The sequence below is a fragment of the Geodermatophilus sp. SMS 5-13 genome (assembly GCF_059428245.1).
Genome location: NZ_CP165729.1, coordinates 839,989 through 857,118, shown reverse-complemented (window position 1 = coordinate 857,118; position 17,130 = coordinate 839,989). Strand labels below are relative to the sequence as shown.

General features: G+C 73.6%; 13 protein-coding genes. 3 read left to right on the top strand and 10 right to left on the bottom strand.

All coding sequences use genetic code 11. The annotated features are described in order from the left end of the window. Positions 1–3: 3 nt before the first annotated feature. From AB3388_RS04135 to AB3388_RS04105, 7 genes are all read right to left on the bottom strand, one after another. Entirely contained in the window at positions 4–3,030 is a 3,027-nt protein-coding gene (locus tag AB3388_RS04135; protein ID WP_495409488.1) for an ATP-binding protein, read from the bottom strand. After that, a complete protein-coding gene (locus AB3388_RS04130) occupies positions 3,027–4,793 on the bottom strand; it encodes a trypsin-like serine peptidase (RefSeq protein ID WP_495409487.1) in 1,767 nt (588 codons plus the stop codon). The genes AB3388_RS04135 and AB3388_RS04130 overlap by 4 nt, the downstream gene beginning before the upstream one ends. Positions 4,794–5,027: 234 nt before the next feature. Continuing rightward, a complete protein-coding gene (locus tag AB3388_RS04125; RefSeq protein WP_495409486.1) occupies positions 5,028–6,017 on the bottom strand; it encodes an LLM class flavin-dependent oxidoreductase in 990 nt (329 codons plus the stop codon). Positions 6,018–6,087: 70 nt separating this feature from the next. Next, positions 6,088–6,705, bottom strand: coding sequence for a hypothetical protein (locus AB3388_RS04120; protein WP_495409485.1), 618 nt, complete (start codon positions 6,703–6,705; stop codon positions 6,088–6,090). Then, the gene (locus AB3388_RS04115) at positions 6,705–8,966 is read right to left on the bottom strand and encodes a multicopper oxidase family protein (protein ID WP_495409484.1); all 2,262 of its coding nucleotides are present in this window, start codon (positions 8,964–8,966) and stop codon (positions 6,705–6,707) included. The genes AB3388_RS04120 and AB3388_RS04115 overlap by 1 nt, the downstream gene beginning before the upstream one ends. 446 nt (positions 8,967–9,412) lie before the next feature. Next, a complete protein-coding gene (locus AB3388_RS04110; RefSeq protein WP_495409483.1) occupies positions 9,413–10,024 on the bottom strand; it encodes a hypothetical protein in 612 nt (203 codons plus the stop codon). Further along, positions 10,024–12,270, bottom strand: a complete 2,247-nt coding sequence (locus AB3388_RS04105; protein WP_495409482.1) for a multicopper oxidase family protein — start codon at positions 12,268–12,270, stop codon at positions 10,024–10,026. Before AB3388_RS04105 ends, AB3388_RS04110 begins: the two co-directional genes overlap by 1 nt. Positions 12,271–12,575: 305 nt before the next feature. Here AB3388_RS04105 and AB3388_RS04100 point away from each other — a divergent pair, with 305 nt between their 5' ends. From AB3388_RS04100 to AB3388_RS04090, 3 genes are all read left to right on the top strand, one after another. Beyond that, on the top strand, positions 12,576–12,965 hold the full coding sequence (locus AB3388_RS04100) for a VOC family protein (protein ID WP_495409481.1): 390 nt from the start codon (positions 12,576–12,578) through the stop codon (positions 12,963–12,965). 105 nt (positions 12,966–13,070) lie between these two features. Next, positions 13,071–13,520, top strand: a complete 450-nt coding sequence (locus tag AB3388_RS04095; protein ID WP_495409480.1) for a hypothetical protein — start codon at positions 13,071–13,073, stop codon at positions 13,518–13,520. Between the two features lie 28 nt (positions 13,521–13,548). Further along, positions 13,549–14,961, top strand: a complete 1,413-nt coding sequence (locus AB3388_RS04090; RefSeq protein ID WP_495409479.1) for a multicopper oxidase family protein — start codon at positions 13,549–13,551, stop codon at positions 14,959–14,961. Positions 14,962–14,967: 6 nt separating this feature from the next. On the opposite strand, the gene AB3388_RS04085 is transcribed toward AB3388_RS04090, so the two are convergent. The 3 genes from AB3388_RS04085 to AB3388_RS04075 are packed head-to-tail and all read right to left on the bottom strand — an operon-like array spanning position 14,968 to position 17,067. Further along, positions 14,968–15,744 carry a DivIVA domain-containing protein gene (locus AB3388_RS04085; RefSeq protein WP_495409478.1) on the bottom strand — a complete coding sequence of 259 codons (777 nt, stop codon included), beginning with the start codon at positions 15,742–15,744 and terminating at the stop codon, positions 14,968–14,970. Beyond that, positions 15,741–16,880, bottom strand: a complete 1,140-nt coding sequence (locus AB3388_RS04080) for a globin domain-containing protein (protein ID WP_495409477.1) — start codon at positions 16,878–16,880, stop codon at positions 15,741–15,743. The genes AB3388_RS04085 and AB3388_RS04080 overlap by 4 nt, the downstream gene beginning before the upstream one ends. Before the next feature lie 25 nt (positions 16,881–16,905). Continuing rightward, positions 16,906–17,067 carry a hypothetical protein gene (locus AB3388_RS04075; RefSeq protein ID WP_495409476.1) on the bottom strand — a complete coding sequence of 54 codons (162 nt, stop codon included), beginning with the start codon at positions 17,065–17,067 and terminating at the stop codon, positions 16,906–16,908. Positions 17,068–17,130: the final 63 nt, after the last annotated feature.

The window sequence follows — 17,130 nt, the reverse complement described above, 5'->3', positions numbered from 1 at the left end:
CCTCTACAGCTCCCGGTGGACCAGCAGGACGGCGAGGGGTGGGGCGAAGGCCGCGGGCACCCGGCGGCGCAGCAGGACGGCGGCGACGGCGGCCACGCCCTCCGGCACGGCCTCGCGCGCCGCGAGCAGCGCGCCGGGCAGCCGGCGGGCGATCCGCCCCGCCGGGTCGGGGCGGTCGTCCCCGGTCCAGGCGGCCAGCTGCTCCCGGCTCGCCGCCGTGGGGTCGCCGGCCGCCTCGAGCGCGACCAGCCGGTCGGCGAGGGTGACGTCGAGCGGGCGGGACCAGGCGTCCCACGTCGCCGGGGGCGGACCGTAGGACCACTGGCCCGCCACCGTCCGGCGCCAGCGCTCGGCGCTCTGCGCGATCAGCCGCAGGTCGGGATCGCGCAGCCGGAACGCCGCCGCGCCGGCCCACTCGGCGAACAGGCCGAGCGCGGCCAGGCCGTCGACCGGCTCGACCGGCTGGGCGGGGACGGCGGACGGCGGCGCGCCCGCCGGCGGCAGCCCGCCGAGCGCGGCGAGCCCGCGGTCGGCCGCGGTGGCGTGCCGCTCCGGCGCCGGGTCGCCGCGGACCCGGCCCAGGGTGACCGCCGCGTCGACGTAGGGCGTCAGGACCGCCAGCAGGCGGGCGGCCCCCGGCGGCGCGTCCGGCGACACCGGCCCGAGGCGGCGGGCGAGCCGCTCCCCCGCGGCGGCCAGCGCCGGCGCCACGCCGCCCTGCTCCAGCCAGGTCGCTGCAGCCGCGCCGACGGCGTCCGAGCCGTGCCACGCCGACGCCCGCGAGGACAGGCCCACCCGCCGCGCGGCGAACCCCAGCGCGCCGTCGCTGAGCTCGGAGCGCAGGCCGCAGTAGGCGACGTCCTGGACGACCCGGGCCAGCCGCTCGTCGCGGCCGAGCGCCCGGACGAAGGCGGCGAAGGTCAGCTCGGCCCGCATCTCCAGCCGGGGCGCGGCGAGGTGCGCCGGCAGGTCGGCGAGGTCGGCGTCGTCGGGGCGCGGCCGGTCGCGCTCGCCGAGCAGCCGCCGGGCCGCGGTCCACCGGCCGGCCCGCCACAGGAAGGCCAGCGCCGCGTCGGCCACCGCCGAGCGCGGCTCGAACTCCCGCCCGGCGACGGCGCGCTCGTACACGTAGCCGGCCTCCAGCCAGTCGCCCCGCTCCACGAGCGCGGCCAGCTCCGCCGCCGCATCGGGCACCGGCGCGCCGGCGGGCACCGGCCCGCCGCGGGCCAGGGAGGACCGCTCGCCGCGCGCCCGCCGGACGAGGTCCTGGGCCCGCGGCGGGAGGTCGGCGAGGCTGCGCGCATCGAACCGGCGCAGGACCGCGCGGTCGATCGCCGGCGGCGCCGTGTCCCGGCGCATCAGCTGCAGGCGGTGGTAGGCGGCCTCGACGGCGGCCCAGGACTCGGGGCGCCGGGCGAACCAGCGCGCGGCGGCCCGGTCGATCGCCGCGGCCTGCGCGGGCCGGCTCTCGTACACCTGCCGGAGCAGGAGCCGCCGGACCTCCGGGCGGTACCGGAGGAACCCCGTGGCGACGGGATCGGGGACGACCAGCCAGGTCTGCCCGGCCAGCTCCTCGAACAGCTCCGCGGCGCGACCGGCCTCGACCCGGCCCAGCCCGACGTGCGGTCCGACGACCTCGGCGAGCACCGCGGCGTCGAACCGCCGGACGACGAGGCCCGGGAGCAGCAGCCGGCGCACCCGCTCGTCGGCGAGCGAGGCGCGGGCCCAGCGGCCGAGCAGCGCGGCGTCCGGCCCGTCGTGCCGCGGCGCGGTGGCCGCGCCCATCTCCCGCGCCACGGTCGCGGCGACCTGCAGCAGCGACGGGTTGCCCCCGGCCGCCGTCCGGACGGCGGCGGAGCTCTCGGGCGCGACGTCGAGGGTGGCCAGCATCTCGTCGGCGCCCGCGTCGGGCAGGCCGCCGAGGTCGATCCGCCGCCCGATCCGCTGCGGAGCGCCGTCGAGGGCGTCGCCGCGGCCGGCCGCGAGGACGGCGACGGGGCGCAGGCCGAGCCGGACCAGGGCGTCGAGCCAGTCGAAGACGCGGGCCGGATGCGTCTCGCCGCGGGCGCGCAGGGCCTCCAGCGTGTCGAGGACGAGCAGCACCGGCCGGCCCGCGCCGCGCACCTGCTGCCCGATCGCCTGCCCCAGCCGGACCGGCAGCCGTTCGCGGGACCTGCCCTTCAGCCGCAGGGGGCCGGCCACGGGTGCCCCGGCCGCCGCCAGCCGGGCCTCGCGCAGCGCGTGCGTCTCCCGGCCGGTCTCCGCGGCCAGCTGCCGGGCCAGCTCGACGGTCAGGCCGGTCCGGTCCTGCGCGTCGAGCCCGGCGCGCTCGAAGTCCAGCCGCACGGCGAGCCAGCGCTGCGGCCCGGCGCGCGCCCGGCGGACCGCCTCCTCCAGCAGCGTGGACTTGCCGAGCCCGAGCGGTCCGCCGAGGAACAGCGCCCGGACCGGTGGGGCGAGCGCCGGCGTGTGCAGCCACGCCACGATCGCGGCCAGCTCGTCGTCCCGGCCGGCGACGCCCCCGGCGAGCAGGGTGCCGCGGCGCTCGTCGGCGTCCAGCCGGGCCAGCGCCGCGCGGACGTCGTCGAGCTGGTCGGCGGCCGGCGCCGGCGGGCCCGCCCGGTCGAGGGCGACCGCCAGGCGAGCGAGCGCGTCCCGCGGACCGCCCGCCGCGACGGTGCCCCGGACCGCGGGGGGCGCGAACGAGCCCGCGCCGACCAGGGCGTCGAGCAGCTCGCCGGTCTCGCCGTCCGCCGTCCCCAGGCCGCGGCGCCAGGCCACCGCGTCGGCGATGCCGCGCCGGTCCGCGACGTCCGCGAGGGCCCACCGCCGCTCCACCCCGCGCATGAGCCAGGCGCCCTGCCGGGTGTCGCAGACGCGGGCGAGCTGCGCGCTCAACTCGACCAGCCGGTCCGGATCCGGCAGGCCGCCCTGGACCGCGCGCAGCGCGTCGCCCGGGTCGAACACCCCCGAGAGCGCGGCGTAGTCGCGCAGCTCCCGCTCCTGGAGGTCGGGCGCCAGGCTGGTCATGCCGTGGCCCCGCGCTGCTGCCGCCACGCGCGCAGGTCCGCCCGCAGCGCCGTCACGACCGTCTCCACGTCCTCGGCCCGGTAGATGCCGTTGAACGAGGCCAGCGGCGTCAGCACCCGGTCGGCGATCGCGTCGAGGACCGCCGGGTTCGCCGGCCGGCCGGTGAGGTCGGCGTACGCACGGGTGAGGAAGTCGAGGACGGCGCCGCGCGGGAACCCGCCGAGGTACTCGACCACCAGCCCGGGCGGACCGGTGCCCGTGGCCGCGGACGGCGCGGCGAACTCCTGACCCGGCAGCGCGACGGTCTCGAACCCGGCCACGACCAGGCGCAGGTGCGGCTGCAGCAGCCCCGCCGCGACGAACCCGTCGAGCAGCAGGCGGGCGGGCTCGGACAGCGCGACCGAGGGGTTGTCGAAGAAGAACCACACGGTGCGGTCGGTGGCCGCGGCGGCCTCCTCGACCGCGGCGGCCAGCTGGCGGGCCCGGTCGCGCGCCGCGGTCTCCGGCGTGACCGGCCCGGGTCCGACCGGGTCCGGCAGCGGGTGCAGCGGCAGGCCCGCGGCGGCGACCCGGCGGCAGATCTCCCCGACGAGGTCGGTGACCAGCTCGTCGAACCCGATCCGCACGAGCGTGGAGCCGGCGCCGTGGCGGTGCAGCAGCTGCCCCAGCAGGTCGTGGGAGAACGCCAACCCCGTCGTCCCGCCCGCGACGTCGCGCCGCTTGAGCCGCAGGCCGCGGACCCGGCCGGTGACGGCACGGGCAGCCGCGACCGCCTCGAAGAAGAGGTCACGGCCCAGGACGAGGGCGCCGGTGTCGGTGCCGTCGAGCGACCACAGGGCCGTCGGGCCGGTGTCGGCCGCGACCAGCGGCTGCAGATCGGCCAGGAACCGGGACAGCGGGACCAGCCGCCCGCCGCCGTCCCACTTGCCCTGGTGCACGCCGGCCAGCTCCAGGGTGGCGCCGAAGCAGGCTCCCCCCGACGAGCCACCCCTGGTGGTGATGTCGTGCCGCCAGCGCGCGGTGACGTTGCGGATCTTGGTCAACTGCCCCATGCCGTAGCCGCGGTCCGCGCCGTCCGGGTAGTGGACCAGGAACAGCACGCTGTGCGTCGCCGTCGCCGGGGCCGTGGCGGGCAGCCCCGCGAAGCCCAGGTGCGCGGCGGCCGGCCGGCGCATGACCAGGACCGCGACGTCGTTGCGCCCCTCGACGTCGGTGTCCCGCCGCGGCGCCCGCCCGTCGTACTCGGCGTCCCCGCAGAAGGAGGCGAAGCACGGCGGGACGATCACGTCCTGCTCGGTGGAGTCGGCGAGGGCCACCCGGATCGACGGCGCCGGCTCCTGGGGTCCGCCGGGCGGGCCGACGGCGACGACGTGCCAGGCGGTGAGCACCAGGCTCGGCCCGATCAGGCAGCCGCTGCCGGCCACCGCGCCGTTGACCAGGACCCGGCAGCGGAACGACTGCGCCCGGGCGCTGAACACGGTGAACGTCGCGGGGTCGACGTGGTCGGCGAAGTCCGCCGTGTCCGGTGGGGTCAGCGGAACGCCCTGGCCCTGCAGCGAGGCGGCGAAGGCGTCGACCAGCAGGCGGTGCTGCAACTGCTCGAGCCAGAGCTCCGCGGGATCGCGGCCGAGGAGGTCGGCCGCGGCGGCCAGGCTGTCCGCCGTCAGCCGCGGACCGGCGCCGTCCTGGACCGCCGCGAGCGCCGCGCCGGCCTCCAGCGGGTGTCCCCGGATGGCCTCGGCCAGCTCGGCCTCGTCCCACATCCCCCGGCCCCGCCGATCACCCGACGGGAGGGCGAACGGTCGGCGCCATGGCAAATCGCCTCGATCCCCCAGCGATGAGGGCACACACTGTCCGCCCCCGCGCCGGGACGCGGAAGTGATTTGCGCGCGATCCGGAACCGATCGGGAACGCCCGGGCTCTTCATGATCACCTCGGGCCCGGCGCTGTCTCCGCGGACGGGAGGCACCGCTGAACCCGAGGTGATCATGAGGCGCTCAGGCGGGGTCGGTCATCGCCTGCGCGGTCAGGGTGACCGAGCGCAGCCGCTCCTCGGTCGTGGGCGACTGGTGGGCGACGATCAGCTCGTCGGCGTCGGCCAGCTTGGCGAAGCCCTCGAGGTGGTCCCGGACCTCCTCGGGGGTGCCGACCGCGCTGTAGGTCAGCATCTGCTCCACGTGCCGGCCGGCCGGCGACTCGAGCAGGAGGTCGGCCTCCTCGTCGGTGTAGGCGTGGTCGCGCCGCCCGAACAGCCCGGTCGCCCGGATCCGGCGGGTCTGCTGCAGCTGCCGCTGCGCGTCCTCGGTCGTGTCGGCGGCGAGGACGTTGACGCCGGCGATCACGTACGGCCGGTCCAGCTGCGCCGACGGCCGGAACTCCGCGCGGTAGGCGGAGACGGCGCGCTCGAGCATCGCGGGCGCGAAGTGCGAGGCGAACGCGTAGGGCAGGCCGAGGGCGGCGGCGAGGGTGGCGCCGAACATCGACGAGCCGAGGACGTAGAGCGGGACGCGCGAGCCCTTCCCGGGGATGGCGTCGACGCCGGGGACGCGGGTCTCGCCGGCGAGGTAGGCCTGCAGCTCGAGGACGTCCTGCGGGAAGCGGTCGGCCGAGCGGTCGTCGCGGCGCAGCGCGTACATCGTGTTCTGGTCGGAGCCCGGCGCCCGGCCGAGGCCGAGGTCGATCCGGCCCGGGTACATCGCGTCCAGGGTGCCGAACTGCTCGGCGATGGTCAGCGGCGAGTGGTTGGGCAGCATGACGCCGCCGGCGCCGAGCCGGATGCTGCGCGTGTGCGCGCCGACGTGGGCGATGAGCACGCTGGTCGCCGAGGAGGCGATGCTCGGCATGTTGTGGTGCTCGGCGTACCAGACCCGCGAGTACCCCGTCTCCTCCGCGCGCTGGGCCAGCGCGACGCTGGCCGCGATGCTCTCGTGCACGGTGCTGCCCCGGGCGATCGGGGCGAGGTCGAGGACGGACAGGGGGATGCGCATGAAAGATGCCTTTCCGAGGGGTTACCTCCTGGGCAACCCCTCGGAAAGGCATCCGCTTCCCGTGTGCGGTTCAGCCGACCCTGCGGGGCCTGCGCGGCCCGGCGTCCAGCCGGCCGCCGCGCAGCGCCACGACCCAGCCGACCAGGACGACGTTGGCGACCAGGTCCAGGCCCGCGCCGATGCGGGCGCCCAGCAGGTCGGTCTCGAGGCTCTTCTCGCGGGCCTCGGCGGGGTCGATGTGCAGCCCCGACCCGCCGTCGCCGGTGGCGTGGTTGGCGTGCTGGACCTCCACCAGCTCCGACTGGAACCGGTAGTCCATCGCCGCGCTGATGCCGACCTCGGCCGTGCCGATCAGCGCGGCGGCCGTGGCGATCAGCAGGGCCGCCGGCACGACCTTGCGGGCCGAGTGCAGCGCCGGTCCGAGGCGGCGCCGGGCGACGGTGAACGCGCCCAGCACCACGGCGAAGAAGACCGGCAGCGTGAGCGCCGTGATCTGCAGCCAGAAGAGGAACGGCCCCTGGGAGCGCTCGATCGCGCCGACCGCCCCCTGGACGGCGGTGAGCACGAACCCGTCGGCAGCGGCGAGGAGCACGGAGAGGACGGTGACCGTGCCCCACGGGACGGGCCGGGGGCCCGGCAGCGCTCGGGGGCGCTGCCGGATCGCCGGAACCGGCAGGGTCGCCGTCATCACACGATCTCCCAGCCGAACATCATCGCGTGGTCCTCGTGGGCCAGGTTGTGGCAGTGGGCCACGTAGGGCCCGACGAAGTCCCGGAAGCCGCGGTAGATGATCACCGACTCGCTCGGGTCGAGCGCGACGAGGTCCTCACGCGAGTAGTCGTCCGGATGCCCCGGGCTGCCGTTGCGCGCCGACACGTCCTTGCCGTTGCGCATCACGGTGCGGTGCTCCTCCATGTGCAGGTGGAAGGGGTGCACCCAGCCGCCGCCGCCGTTGCGGATCTCCCAGAGGTTGAAGCTGTTCTTCTTCGGCGTGGCCGGCAGCACCTTGCCCGCGGGGTTCTTCAGGCTGGTCGCGGGCTTGCTCGGGTCGAACGCCTGGCCGTTGATCAGCCACTCGGTCTCGCCACCGGCGCTGCCGCGCTGCACCTCGAAGACCAGCCGGTTGTCCAGCATCGACTTCCAGTTGCTCGGCAGCGGCGGCAGCTCGCGCAGCGGCGTGCCGTCGGTGACCGCGCTGTTGTCCTTCTCCTCCGCCGGCGGGTCGCCGTCGATGATGATCTTCATGAGCGGGACCTTGTACTGCGGGTCCGGGGAGAAGCGGGACGAGTTCGACCACATCCGGCCGGTCGGCATCTTCATGACGTTGGTGAGGTAGAGGACGTCGTCCTTGGTGGTGGGCGAGCCGTCCATGTACTGCGTGAAGTCCACGACCATCTCGCGGCGCTTGGCCGGCCACAGCTCGAACGAGTCACGGTTGAACGCGAACGGCACGAGCCCGCCGTCCGAGGCGACCTGCAGGAACCTCATGCACTGCTGGCCGTCGGGGATGCGGTACTGGCCCTGCAGGTCGTCGTCCTTCATGCCGAGGTCGCGGGCGGCGACCGGGCCCTTGCTCGACGTCATGAGCTTGAGCTCGTAGATGCGGGCGATCGAGCAGTCGAGGAACCGGAAGCGGTACTTGCGCCGCTTGACCCGCAGCGTCGGGTAGGCCGTGCCGTTGACGGTGAAGATGTCGCCGACGAAGCCGTGGTTCGGGAAGTGCTTGAAGAAGGTCTTGCCCCACCACTCCGGGTGCGCCTTGTTGCCCGACTCCGGGAAGTCGGAGTCGTGGAAGTCGTGGTGGGTGGTCACTCCGTCGTCGAGCCGGCAGTCGTAGAGGGCCAGCGGGATGTCGTACTTGACGTCGAAGGACCCGTCGGAGTTGTCCTTGCGGATGCCGGGCAGCCGCAGGCCCTTGGTCTCGTCGCCGGGGTCCAGCTTCGGGTCGTAGATCGGGTAGAGCCCGACCATGCCCTTGTAGACGTTCGAGCCGGTCTGGTCCATCCGGTGGTCGTGGAACCAGAAGAAGCTCTGCTTCTCCCGGTCGTCGCCCCCGGCCGGCCAGTTCAGGTACAGGTTGTCGCACCACATGCCGGGCCGGTAGCCCTCGTACTTCGGGCCCTTGCGCATCGAGTAGTGCGGGTTGCCGTCGCTCTCGGGAGCGGTGTGCCCGTTGTGCAGGTGGGTCAGGAACGAGTAGTCCGGGGTGCCGAAGTCCTGCCGGTCCAGGTTGAGCGGGTTCTCGTCCAGGTGGTTGGCGAAGCGCACCAGCGCCGGCTTGCCGTACTCGGCGTTGATCATCGGCCCCGGGAAGGTGCCGTTGAAGCCGTAGATCGTGCTCGGCGGCAGGTCGCGCAGCGTCCCCGCGGCGACCGGCTTGCCCGCCGGGTCGAACGACTGCGTCGGCTGCCCGGCGGAGTTGATGGGCAGCACCTTCGACTTGGTGAACGAGTGCGTGTTCACCCGAATGTCGATCTTGTAGACCAGCGGGTCGGGCGAGCCGACCAGCGGGTTCGAGGGCCAGATCTGGTGCTGCTCGTTGTTCAGCGAGGACTGCTGGCCCGGTCCGGAGCCCGGCGCGCCGCCGGGCAGGCCGGGGATCTCCGAGCTCGCGACCGGCGCGAGCGCCTTCGGGATCGGCAGGTCGTCCGTGAACGGCTCGAGGATCAGCGGGCTCGTCGGCCACACCTCGGTGTAGACGGAGTCGGCGATGGCGATGGACGCCGCGCCGAACACCCCGTCGGGAGAGAGCAGACCGCGCGCACCGAGGTTGGGCGCGAGGGCCGACCCGGCGGCGTAGAGGCCGACGGCGGCGGCGCCGGTCGCGCCGAACCGGAGGAACATCCGCCGGGAGACCTCGTGAGGGCTGAGCGCCTCGCGGGTGGTCGTGACGGTGGCGGCGGCGGTCTCCGTGACGGCCGTTCCGCGGAGGGTGTCGGAGCGCTTCACAGGGGCTCCCCTTTCGATTCCGCCCCGTGAGTGGGTCGAGGAAAGCGTTCCGCCCGGGCGTGTCGCGGGGCAGCCCGTCAACTGGGGGATGCCACACCCGAAAGTTGGGGAGGCCAACTGCATTACGCTCGACGCCGGTTGCGGACGGTCACCCGGCGGCTGTGCCGGCGCCCGGGGCGACGGCCGTCGCGGCCGCGAGGCGATCGGTCCGGAACGGTCACCGTGGGCCGGTCACGGACGGCCCGCGCCGCTCACAACCGGGAACGACAGCGGTCCCCGGGCAGCACTCGGCGCACCCGGCCTGCAGGCCGGGTGCGCCGAGGGACGAGGTCGACCGCGGAAGGGCCGCGCCGACCTCCTTCTGGTCGTGGACGTGGTTCTCGTCGTGGACGTCGAGCACGTGCCGGGCACGGTCAGCGTCGTGCCGTCGCTCAGGGGTCCCGCGATCAGGGCTCCCGGCGCCGGGGCGCGACGTCCAGCCGCCCGCCGCGCAGCGCCACGACCCAGCCGACCAGGACGACGTTGGCGACCAGGTCCAGGCCCGCGCCGATGCGGGCGCCCAGCAGGTCGGTCTCGAGGCTCTTCTCGCGCGCCTCGGCGGGGTCGATGTGCAGCCCCGACCCGCCGTCGCCGGTGGCGTGGTTGGCGTGCTGGACCTCCACCAGCTCCGACTGGAACCGGTAGTCCATCGCCGCGCTGATGCCGACCTCGGCCGTGCCGACCACGGTGGCGGCCGCGGCGACCAGCAACCCGGCACCCACCACTTTCCGGGCCGAGTGCAGCGCCGGCCCGAGGCGGCGCCGGGCGACGGTGAACGCGCCCAGCACCACGGCGAAGAACACCGGCAGGGTCAGCCCGGTGATCTGCAGCCAGAAGAGGAACGGCCCCTGGCTGCGCTCGATCGCGCCGACCGCGCCCTGGACGGCGACGAGCACGAACGCGTCCGCGGCGGCCAGCAGGACCGCCAGCGCGGTCACCGTCCCCCAGGGAAGGGGCCGGCGGCCCGGCAGCGCCGCAGAGCGCTGCCGGACCGCCGGAGTCGGCAGGGTCGCCGTCATCACACGATCTCCCAGCCGAACATCATCGCGTGGTCCTCGTGGGCCAGGTTGTGGCAGTGGGCCACGTACTGGCCGACGAAGTCACGGAAGCCGCGGTAGATGATCACCGACTCGCTCGGGTCGAGCGCGACGAGGTCCTCGCGGGACTTGTCGTCCGGGTGGCCCGGACTGTTCACCGTCACGTCCTGGCCGTTGCGCATGACCGTGCGGTGCTCCTCCATGTGCAGGTGGAAGGGGTGCACCCAGCCGCCGCCGCCGTTGCGGATCTCCCAGAGGTTGAAGCTGCCCTTCTTCTGGGTGGCGGGCAGCATCCGGCCCGCCGGGTTCTTCAGGCTGGTCGCCGGCTTGCTCGGGTCGAACGCCTGGCCGTTGATCAGCCACTCGGTCTCGCCACCGGCGCTGCCGCGCTGCACCTCGAAGATCAGCCGGTTGTCCATCAGGCTCTGCCAGTTCGGCGGCAGCGGCGGCAGCGGGCGCAGCTTCTTGCCGTCCGCGATGTCGCTGTCGTCGGGAGCCATCTCGGCGCCGTCGATGACGAACTTCAGGATCGGGACCTTGTACTGCGGGTCGGGCGAGAACCGGGGCGTGTTCGACCACATCCGACCGGTCGGCATCTTCGTGACGTTGGTCAGGTAGATCTCGTCACCGTCGCTGGTCGGCGAGCCGTCCTGGTACTTGGTGAAGTCGATGACCATCTCGCGGCGCTTGGCCGGCCACAGCTCGAAGGCGTCCCGCTCGAAGGCGAAGGGCAGGAGCCCGCCGTCCGAGGCGATCTGCAGGAACCTCATGCACTGCTGGCCGTCGGGAATGCGCCATTGCCCCTGCAGCTCGTCGTCGGCGTAGCCGAGGTCCTTGGCCGCCTTCGGGCCCTTCGTCGAGCTCAACAGCTTCAACGTGTAGATGCGGGCGATCGAGGCGTCGAGGAACCGGAAGCGGTACTTGCGCCGCTTGACCCGCAGGGTCGGGTAGGCGACCCCGTTGACGGTGAAGATGTCCCCGACGAAGCCGTGGTTGGGGAAGTGCTTGAAGAAGGTCTTGCCCCACCACTCCGGGTGCGCCTTGTTGCCCGACTCCGGGAAGTCGGTGTCGTGGAAGTCGTGGTGGGTGGTCACGCCGTCGTCGAGCCGGCAGTCGTAGAGGGCCAGCGGGATGTCGTACTCGACGTCGAAGGCGCCATCGGCGCGGTCGGTCCGCTTGCCCGGCAGGCGCAGGCCCTTGGTCTCGTCGCCCGGGTCCAGCTTCGGGTCGTAGATCGGGTAGAGCCCGACCATGCCCTTGTAGACGTTCGAGCCGGTCTGGTCCATCCGGTGGTCGTGGAACCAGAAGAAGCTCTGCTTCTCCCGGTCGTCGCCCCCGGCCGGCCAGTTCAGGTACAGGTTGTCGCACCACATGCCGGGCCGGTAGCCCTCGTACTTCGGGCCGTTGCGCATCGAGTAGTGCGGGTTGCCGTCGCTCTCGGGAGCGGTGTGCCCGTTGTGCAGGTGGGTCAGGAACGAGTAGTCCGGCGTGCCGAAGTCCTGCCGGTCATAGTTCCCCGGGTTCTCATCCAGCATGTTGTTGAACCGGACGAGAGCCGGCTTGCCGTACTCGGCGTTGATCATCGGGCCGGGGAACGTGCCGTTGAAGCCGTAGATGCAGCTCTCCGGCAGGTCGATGCCCTTGGTCGGGTCCACGGTGACCGCATTGCCGTTCGCGTCGAAGGCGTTGGTCGGCAGACCCGCGCTGGTGATCGGCAGCACCTTCGACTTGGTGAAGGAGTGGCCGGCGACCTTGATGTCGATCTTGTAGACGATCGGGTCGGGCGAGCCGACGCGAGGGTCGGTGGGCCAGATCTGGTGCTTCTCGTTGTTCAGCGAGCTCTGCTGGCCCGGTCCGGGGCCCGGAGTCTGCGCCCAGGACTTGAAGTCGGTGCTCGGCGCGAGGGCCTTGGGGACCGGCAGGTCGTCCTTGAACGGCTCGAGGATCAGCGGGCTCGTCGGCCACACCTCGGTGTAGACGGAGTCGGCGATGGCGATGGAGGCCGCGCCGAACACCCCGTCGGGCGAGAGCAGGCCTTGGCGGTCGAGGCCCGGCAGCAGGGCGTTCCCCGCGGCGTAGAGGCCGACGGCGGCAGCGCCGGTCGCCCCGACCCGGAGGAACATCCGCCGCGAGACCTCGTGGGCGCTCGGCAGCGCCTCGCGGGTGGTCGTGGTGGTCGCGGCGGCCTCCGCGGTGGCCGTTCCGCAGTCCAGGGTGTCGGAGCTCACGGGGCTCCCCTTTCGATCGCGCCTCGTGGGTGTCGGGGAAAAGGGTCTCCGGCCGGGCGTGTCGCGGGGCAGCCCGTCAAGTGGGGGATGGCACACCCGAAAGTTGGGGAGGCCAACGGCAGTCCGACCCGGTTCCGTCACCGACGGTCACCCAACCGCTCTGCAGCGCATCCGAGGACCGTCACCGAGGGCACGTCGTCCCGACCGGACGCCGCCGTTCTCCTTGCCGCAGGTTCCGGCCGGGACTAGCGTCCGCGCGCATCGCAGCGGGGGGCGGCCGCACCACGACCACTCGGGAGCACCCCATGCTGAGCGACAGCCGAGTCGAGGCGAACATCCCCGCGGCGGACCTCGGGCGCGCGCGGGACTTCTACGCGGACAAGCTGGGCCTCACCCCGGTCCACGAGTTCGACGGCGTCCAGCTGACCTACGAGACCGGCGGCGGCACGCGCTTCAACCTCTACCAGACCGAATACGCCGGGCAGGCCGGGCACACCATCGCGCAGTGGCACGTGGCCGACATCGAGGCCGAGGTGCGGGACCTGAAGGCCAAGGGGGTGGCGTTCGAGGTCTACGAGGGCATGCCGGGTGTCACGTGGGACGGCGAGATCGCCGCCCTGCCGGGCATGGGGAAGGCGGCCTGGTTCAAGGACAGCGAGGGCAACATCCTCTGCGTGGACCAGCCCGAGGCCTGAGGCGGACGACCCTGGCCGGTCGGTGTACGAATCCCCTTCCTCCCCCGTCTGGACAGGAGTAGACCTGCCGAGTCCGCGGGGGTCGGATACCGAGGGGGTAGCACGGTGAGGCAGACGTATCGAGCGCTGGCCGGGCTGATCGCGCTGGGGGTCGTGGTGCAAGCCGCAGCCATCGCTTTCGGCTGGTTCACCGCGATCAGCGACGTGGACGGCGGCCTGGTCATCGACCAGAACTACGAGGGCAACGGCGGCCACGCGCTGCACGGGATCATGGGCTTCTTCGTGATGCCCGCGCTCGGCCTGATCTTCCTGATCGTGGGGCTGGTGGCCGGCCGGGCGGTGCCGCACGGCCGCATGTGGGCCGCCATCGTGTTCGTCGCGATCATCGTCCAGGTCCTGCTGGCCATGTTCGCGTTCGGCGTCCCCGCCATCGGCGCCCTGCACGGGATCAACGCGCTGGTCATCCTGGGAACCGCGGGGCGCGCGGCGCAGCTGGCGAGCACCCCGGCCGCCGCGGTGGGCCAGCCTCAGGCCGGGACGTCGCTCCCTGTCTGACCGGCCCCGCCGCCGCTGGCGGCTGTACGTGCCGCTGGCCGTCGGCCTCCTCGTCCTGGGTGGGCTGGGCTGGTACTGGGCGGCGAGCCTGATCCCCTCGACCTACTCGGTCATGGACATGGGCTACGTCGACTCCGGTGGCGGGCCCGCGCACGCTCACAGTGCCGGCCGCAGCGTCGCGGAGCTGACCGGCCCGGAGACGGGCCGGCCGGACCTCGCCCTGGAGCTCGAGGCACGCCGGGGACCGGTGCGCCTGGCGAGCGGCGAGGTGGTGCAGGGCTACACGCTCAACGGCACGTCGCCGGGGCCGGCGCTGGAGGTCACCCAGGGTGACCTGGTCGAGGTCACGCTGGTCAACGTCGACGTCCCGGACGGCGTCACGCTGCACTGGCACGGCGTCGACGTCCCCAACGCCGACGACGGCGTCGCGGGGATCACCCAGGACGCCGTCGACCCCGGGGACAGCTACGTCTACCGGTTCGTCGCCGAGGACGCCGGCACGTACTGGTACCACTCGCACCAGGTCTCGCACGAGCAGGTGCGCGGCGGGCTGTTCGGCACCCTCGTCGTGCTGCCGCCGAACGGCGTCGGCGAGACCGACGTCGTCGCCCCGGTGCACACCTACAGCGGCCGGCGCACGCTGCGGGGCGGCACCGGGACGACGGAGGTCGACGCCGACGCGGGGACCGCCGTGCGCGTGCGCCTGGTCAACACCGACTACGGCCCCCTGCGGGCGTGGGTCAGCGGCTCGCCGTTCCGGGTGCTCGCCGTCGACGGGTCCGACCTGGTCGGGCCCACCGACCTCACCGACGAGGGCGTGGTGGTGACCGCCGGCGGGCGGGCGGACCTGCTGGTCACCGCGCCCGCCCGGGTCGACGTCGGCGGCAGCGCGGCGCTGGTGGTCGGCCCGCCGGGCACCGCGGTCGAGGCGCGCGCGGCGCCGTCCCGCCAGGTCGACCTGCTGGCGTACGGCACCCCGGCCGCACTCCCCTTCGACGCCGAACACCCGGACCGGCGCTTCCGCTACGACATCGGCCGCCGGATCGGCCTGCTCGACGGCCGGCCCGGGTTCTGGTGGACCATCAACGGCCACCTCTACCCGGACGTCCCGATGTTCCACGTCGAGGAGGGCGACGTCGTGCGGATGACCATCCGCAACGACAGCGGCGACGTCCACCCGATGCATCTGCACGGGCACCACGCGTTCGTGCTGTCCCGCGACGGCGTCCCGTCAACGGGCAGCCCGTGGGAGGTCGACTCGCTCAACGTCCTCGACGGGGAGACCTACGAGATCGCCTTCGTCGCGGACAACCCCGGTATCTGGGCCGACCACTGCCACAACCTCGAGCACGCCAGCGACGGGCTGGTGGCCCACCTCGCCTATGCCGGCGTCACCGAGCCCTTCCGGGTGGGGGACGACGCCGGGAACGACCCGGAGTGACGCCGGTCAGCCCCGCTGCTCGACCACCTCGGCGGTCACGATCGGGTGCTCGGAGGTGCTGTCGGACAGCGGCATCTCCCGGGCCACGTTGCCCTGCGCGGCAGCCTGCTCCGAGGCGGGGGCGGCCCGCTGCGCCGGCGTCCGGATCGGTGCCACCGGCAGGGCCGACGGCTCCGCGCGGCCCCACTCCGACTCGACGTCGGTGAGCAGGGCCTCCAGGTAGGCGCGCAGCTGCGTGCGGCAGGCCTGCGCGAACGCCTTGAGATAGGCGACCTGCTCCTCGAGCTGCTCGGTGGTGGCGCCGCGCTCGGGGGCACCGGCCGGCTCGGTGGTGGCGGGTGCGCCGACGCCGGACATGCGGGCGGCCTGCTCGTGCGCGGCCTGGATGATCGCGCCGGCGCTCTCCCGCGCCGTCCGGAGCGACTCCTCGTAGCGGGCCCGGGCGTCCGCGGTCATCTGGCGGCTGAAGTCCTCCGCCTCGGAGACGTACTGGTCGGCCGTCTGCTGGGCGGTGGCCAGCAGCTTCACGGCCTGGTCGCTCGGGGCCTCGTGAGTCACGGCCTCCTCGACCTGGTCCTGCAGCGCGCGCACCTGCGCGCGCAGGTCGCCCTTCTCGGCGTGCAGCAGGCTGACCTCCTGCGCCACCCGGTTGAGGAAGCGGTCGACCTCCTCCTCGTTGTACCCGGGACGCAGCATGGTGCCGCGGGAGAACTGGACGTTGTGCAGGTCGTTCGGGGAGATCCGGCGTCCCCGCTCGCCGGATCCGCGCTCGTTCGTGGTCATTCGGTCACGTCCCCTTCAACGTTGGGTCCCTGTCGACTGGCGGCGAACACCTCAGCGCGGATGCGCTCCCGTTTCAGGCCGTGCCCCACGAGCCGGGACTCCGTGTCCTCGACCATGGGCGCCGGCCCGGCGACGTAGACGTCCCGGCTCAGCCACGGGCCGTGCCGGAGAACGACGTCCCCGATGTCTCCGTGTTCGAGCGGTGACTCCTTGTCATCGGAGACAGCGTATGTGACGGACAACCACGGATGTTCCTGCACCATGCGGTCGAGGTCGGCCCGGTCGTAGAGCTGGTCCTCGATGCGGGCGCCGACGAACAGGTCCACGCGGCGGGCCGGGCCGTAGCGCGCGACCTGGTCGACCAGCGACTTGAGCGGCGCCAGCCCCATACCGCCGGCGACGAGCAGCAGGTCACGGTCGGATTCGTCGTCCATGCCGAGATGGCCGAGCGGCGGGCCGAGGCGCACCCAGTCCCCCACCCCCGCCTGACGCACGAGGGCCGAGCTGACCGGGCCGCCGTCCCGGGCCTTGATGTGCAGTTCGATCTGCCCGTCCGGGCGTGGCGCGTTGGCCGGCGAGTAGTAGCGCCAGAGCTTCGGCCGCAGCTCGGTCTCGATGGAGATCGACTGGCCGGCCGCGAAGGGCAGCTCCTTCTCCGGCCGCAGCCGGAGGACGGCGATGTCGAACGTCCGGCGCTCGTGCCCCACGATCTCGGCGTCCCACCAGGCCGGCTGGTCCTCCGCCGCCAGCGCCGCGTCGATCATGACCTTGGCGACCAGCTGGTAGGCCGCCGTCCAGTCCTGGGCGAGCTGGGGATTCCACTCCTCGTCGAAGTGCCGGAGCGTGGCCAGCAGGCTCTCGCCGACCGGGGGATAGTGCTCGGCGACCGTGCCGAACTTGCGGTGGTCGCGGCCGAGCGCCTGGAGCACCGGGATCACGCTGTCGAGGTCGTCGAGATAGTTCACGACGTCCCCCAGCGCCTGGAACAGCCGGTCCCGCTGGTGCGCCATCGAGACGGGGAACAGCCGCCGGGTCTCGGGGTGGGTCAGGAACAGGTGGGAGTAGAAGTACAGCGGGGCTTCGTCGCCGGCGGCCGCGGCCTTGGCGAAGTTGGCCCGCATCGCAGCGATGTCCACGCGGCAGAGCTCCTCCGGACGGCGGTCAGCAGGCCGCGCCGAGCGCGCGGACGAGGGCGTGCGGGGCGAGCCCCGGATGATCGCGGGCCCCGGCCCCGGCCGGCCCGCAGGTCTGCTTTCTGCGTGGTCGTTCGTCGGTCGACATCACCTGCTCCGCCTTCTCCCCCGTGATGTCGGTGGCCTCCACCCTGACATGGCGATCGAGATCTCACGACCTGAGCTGCGGGGACGACGGCGTGTCCGGCCGATG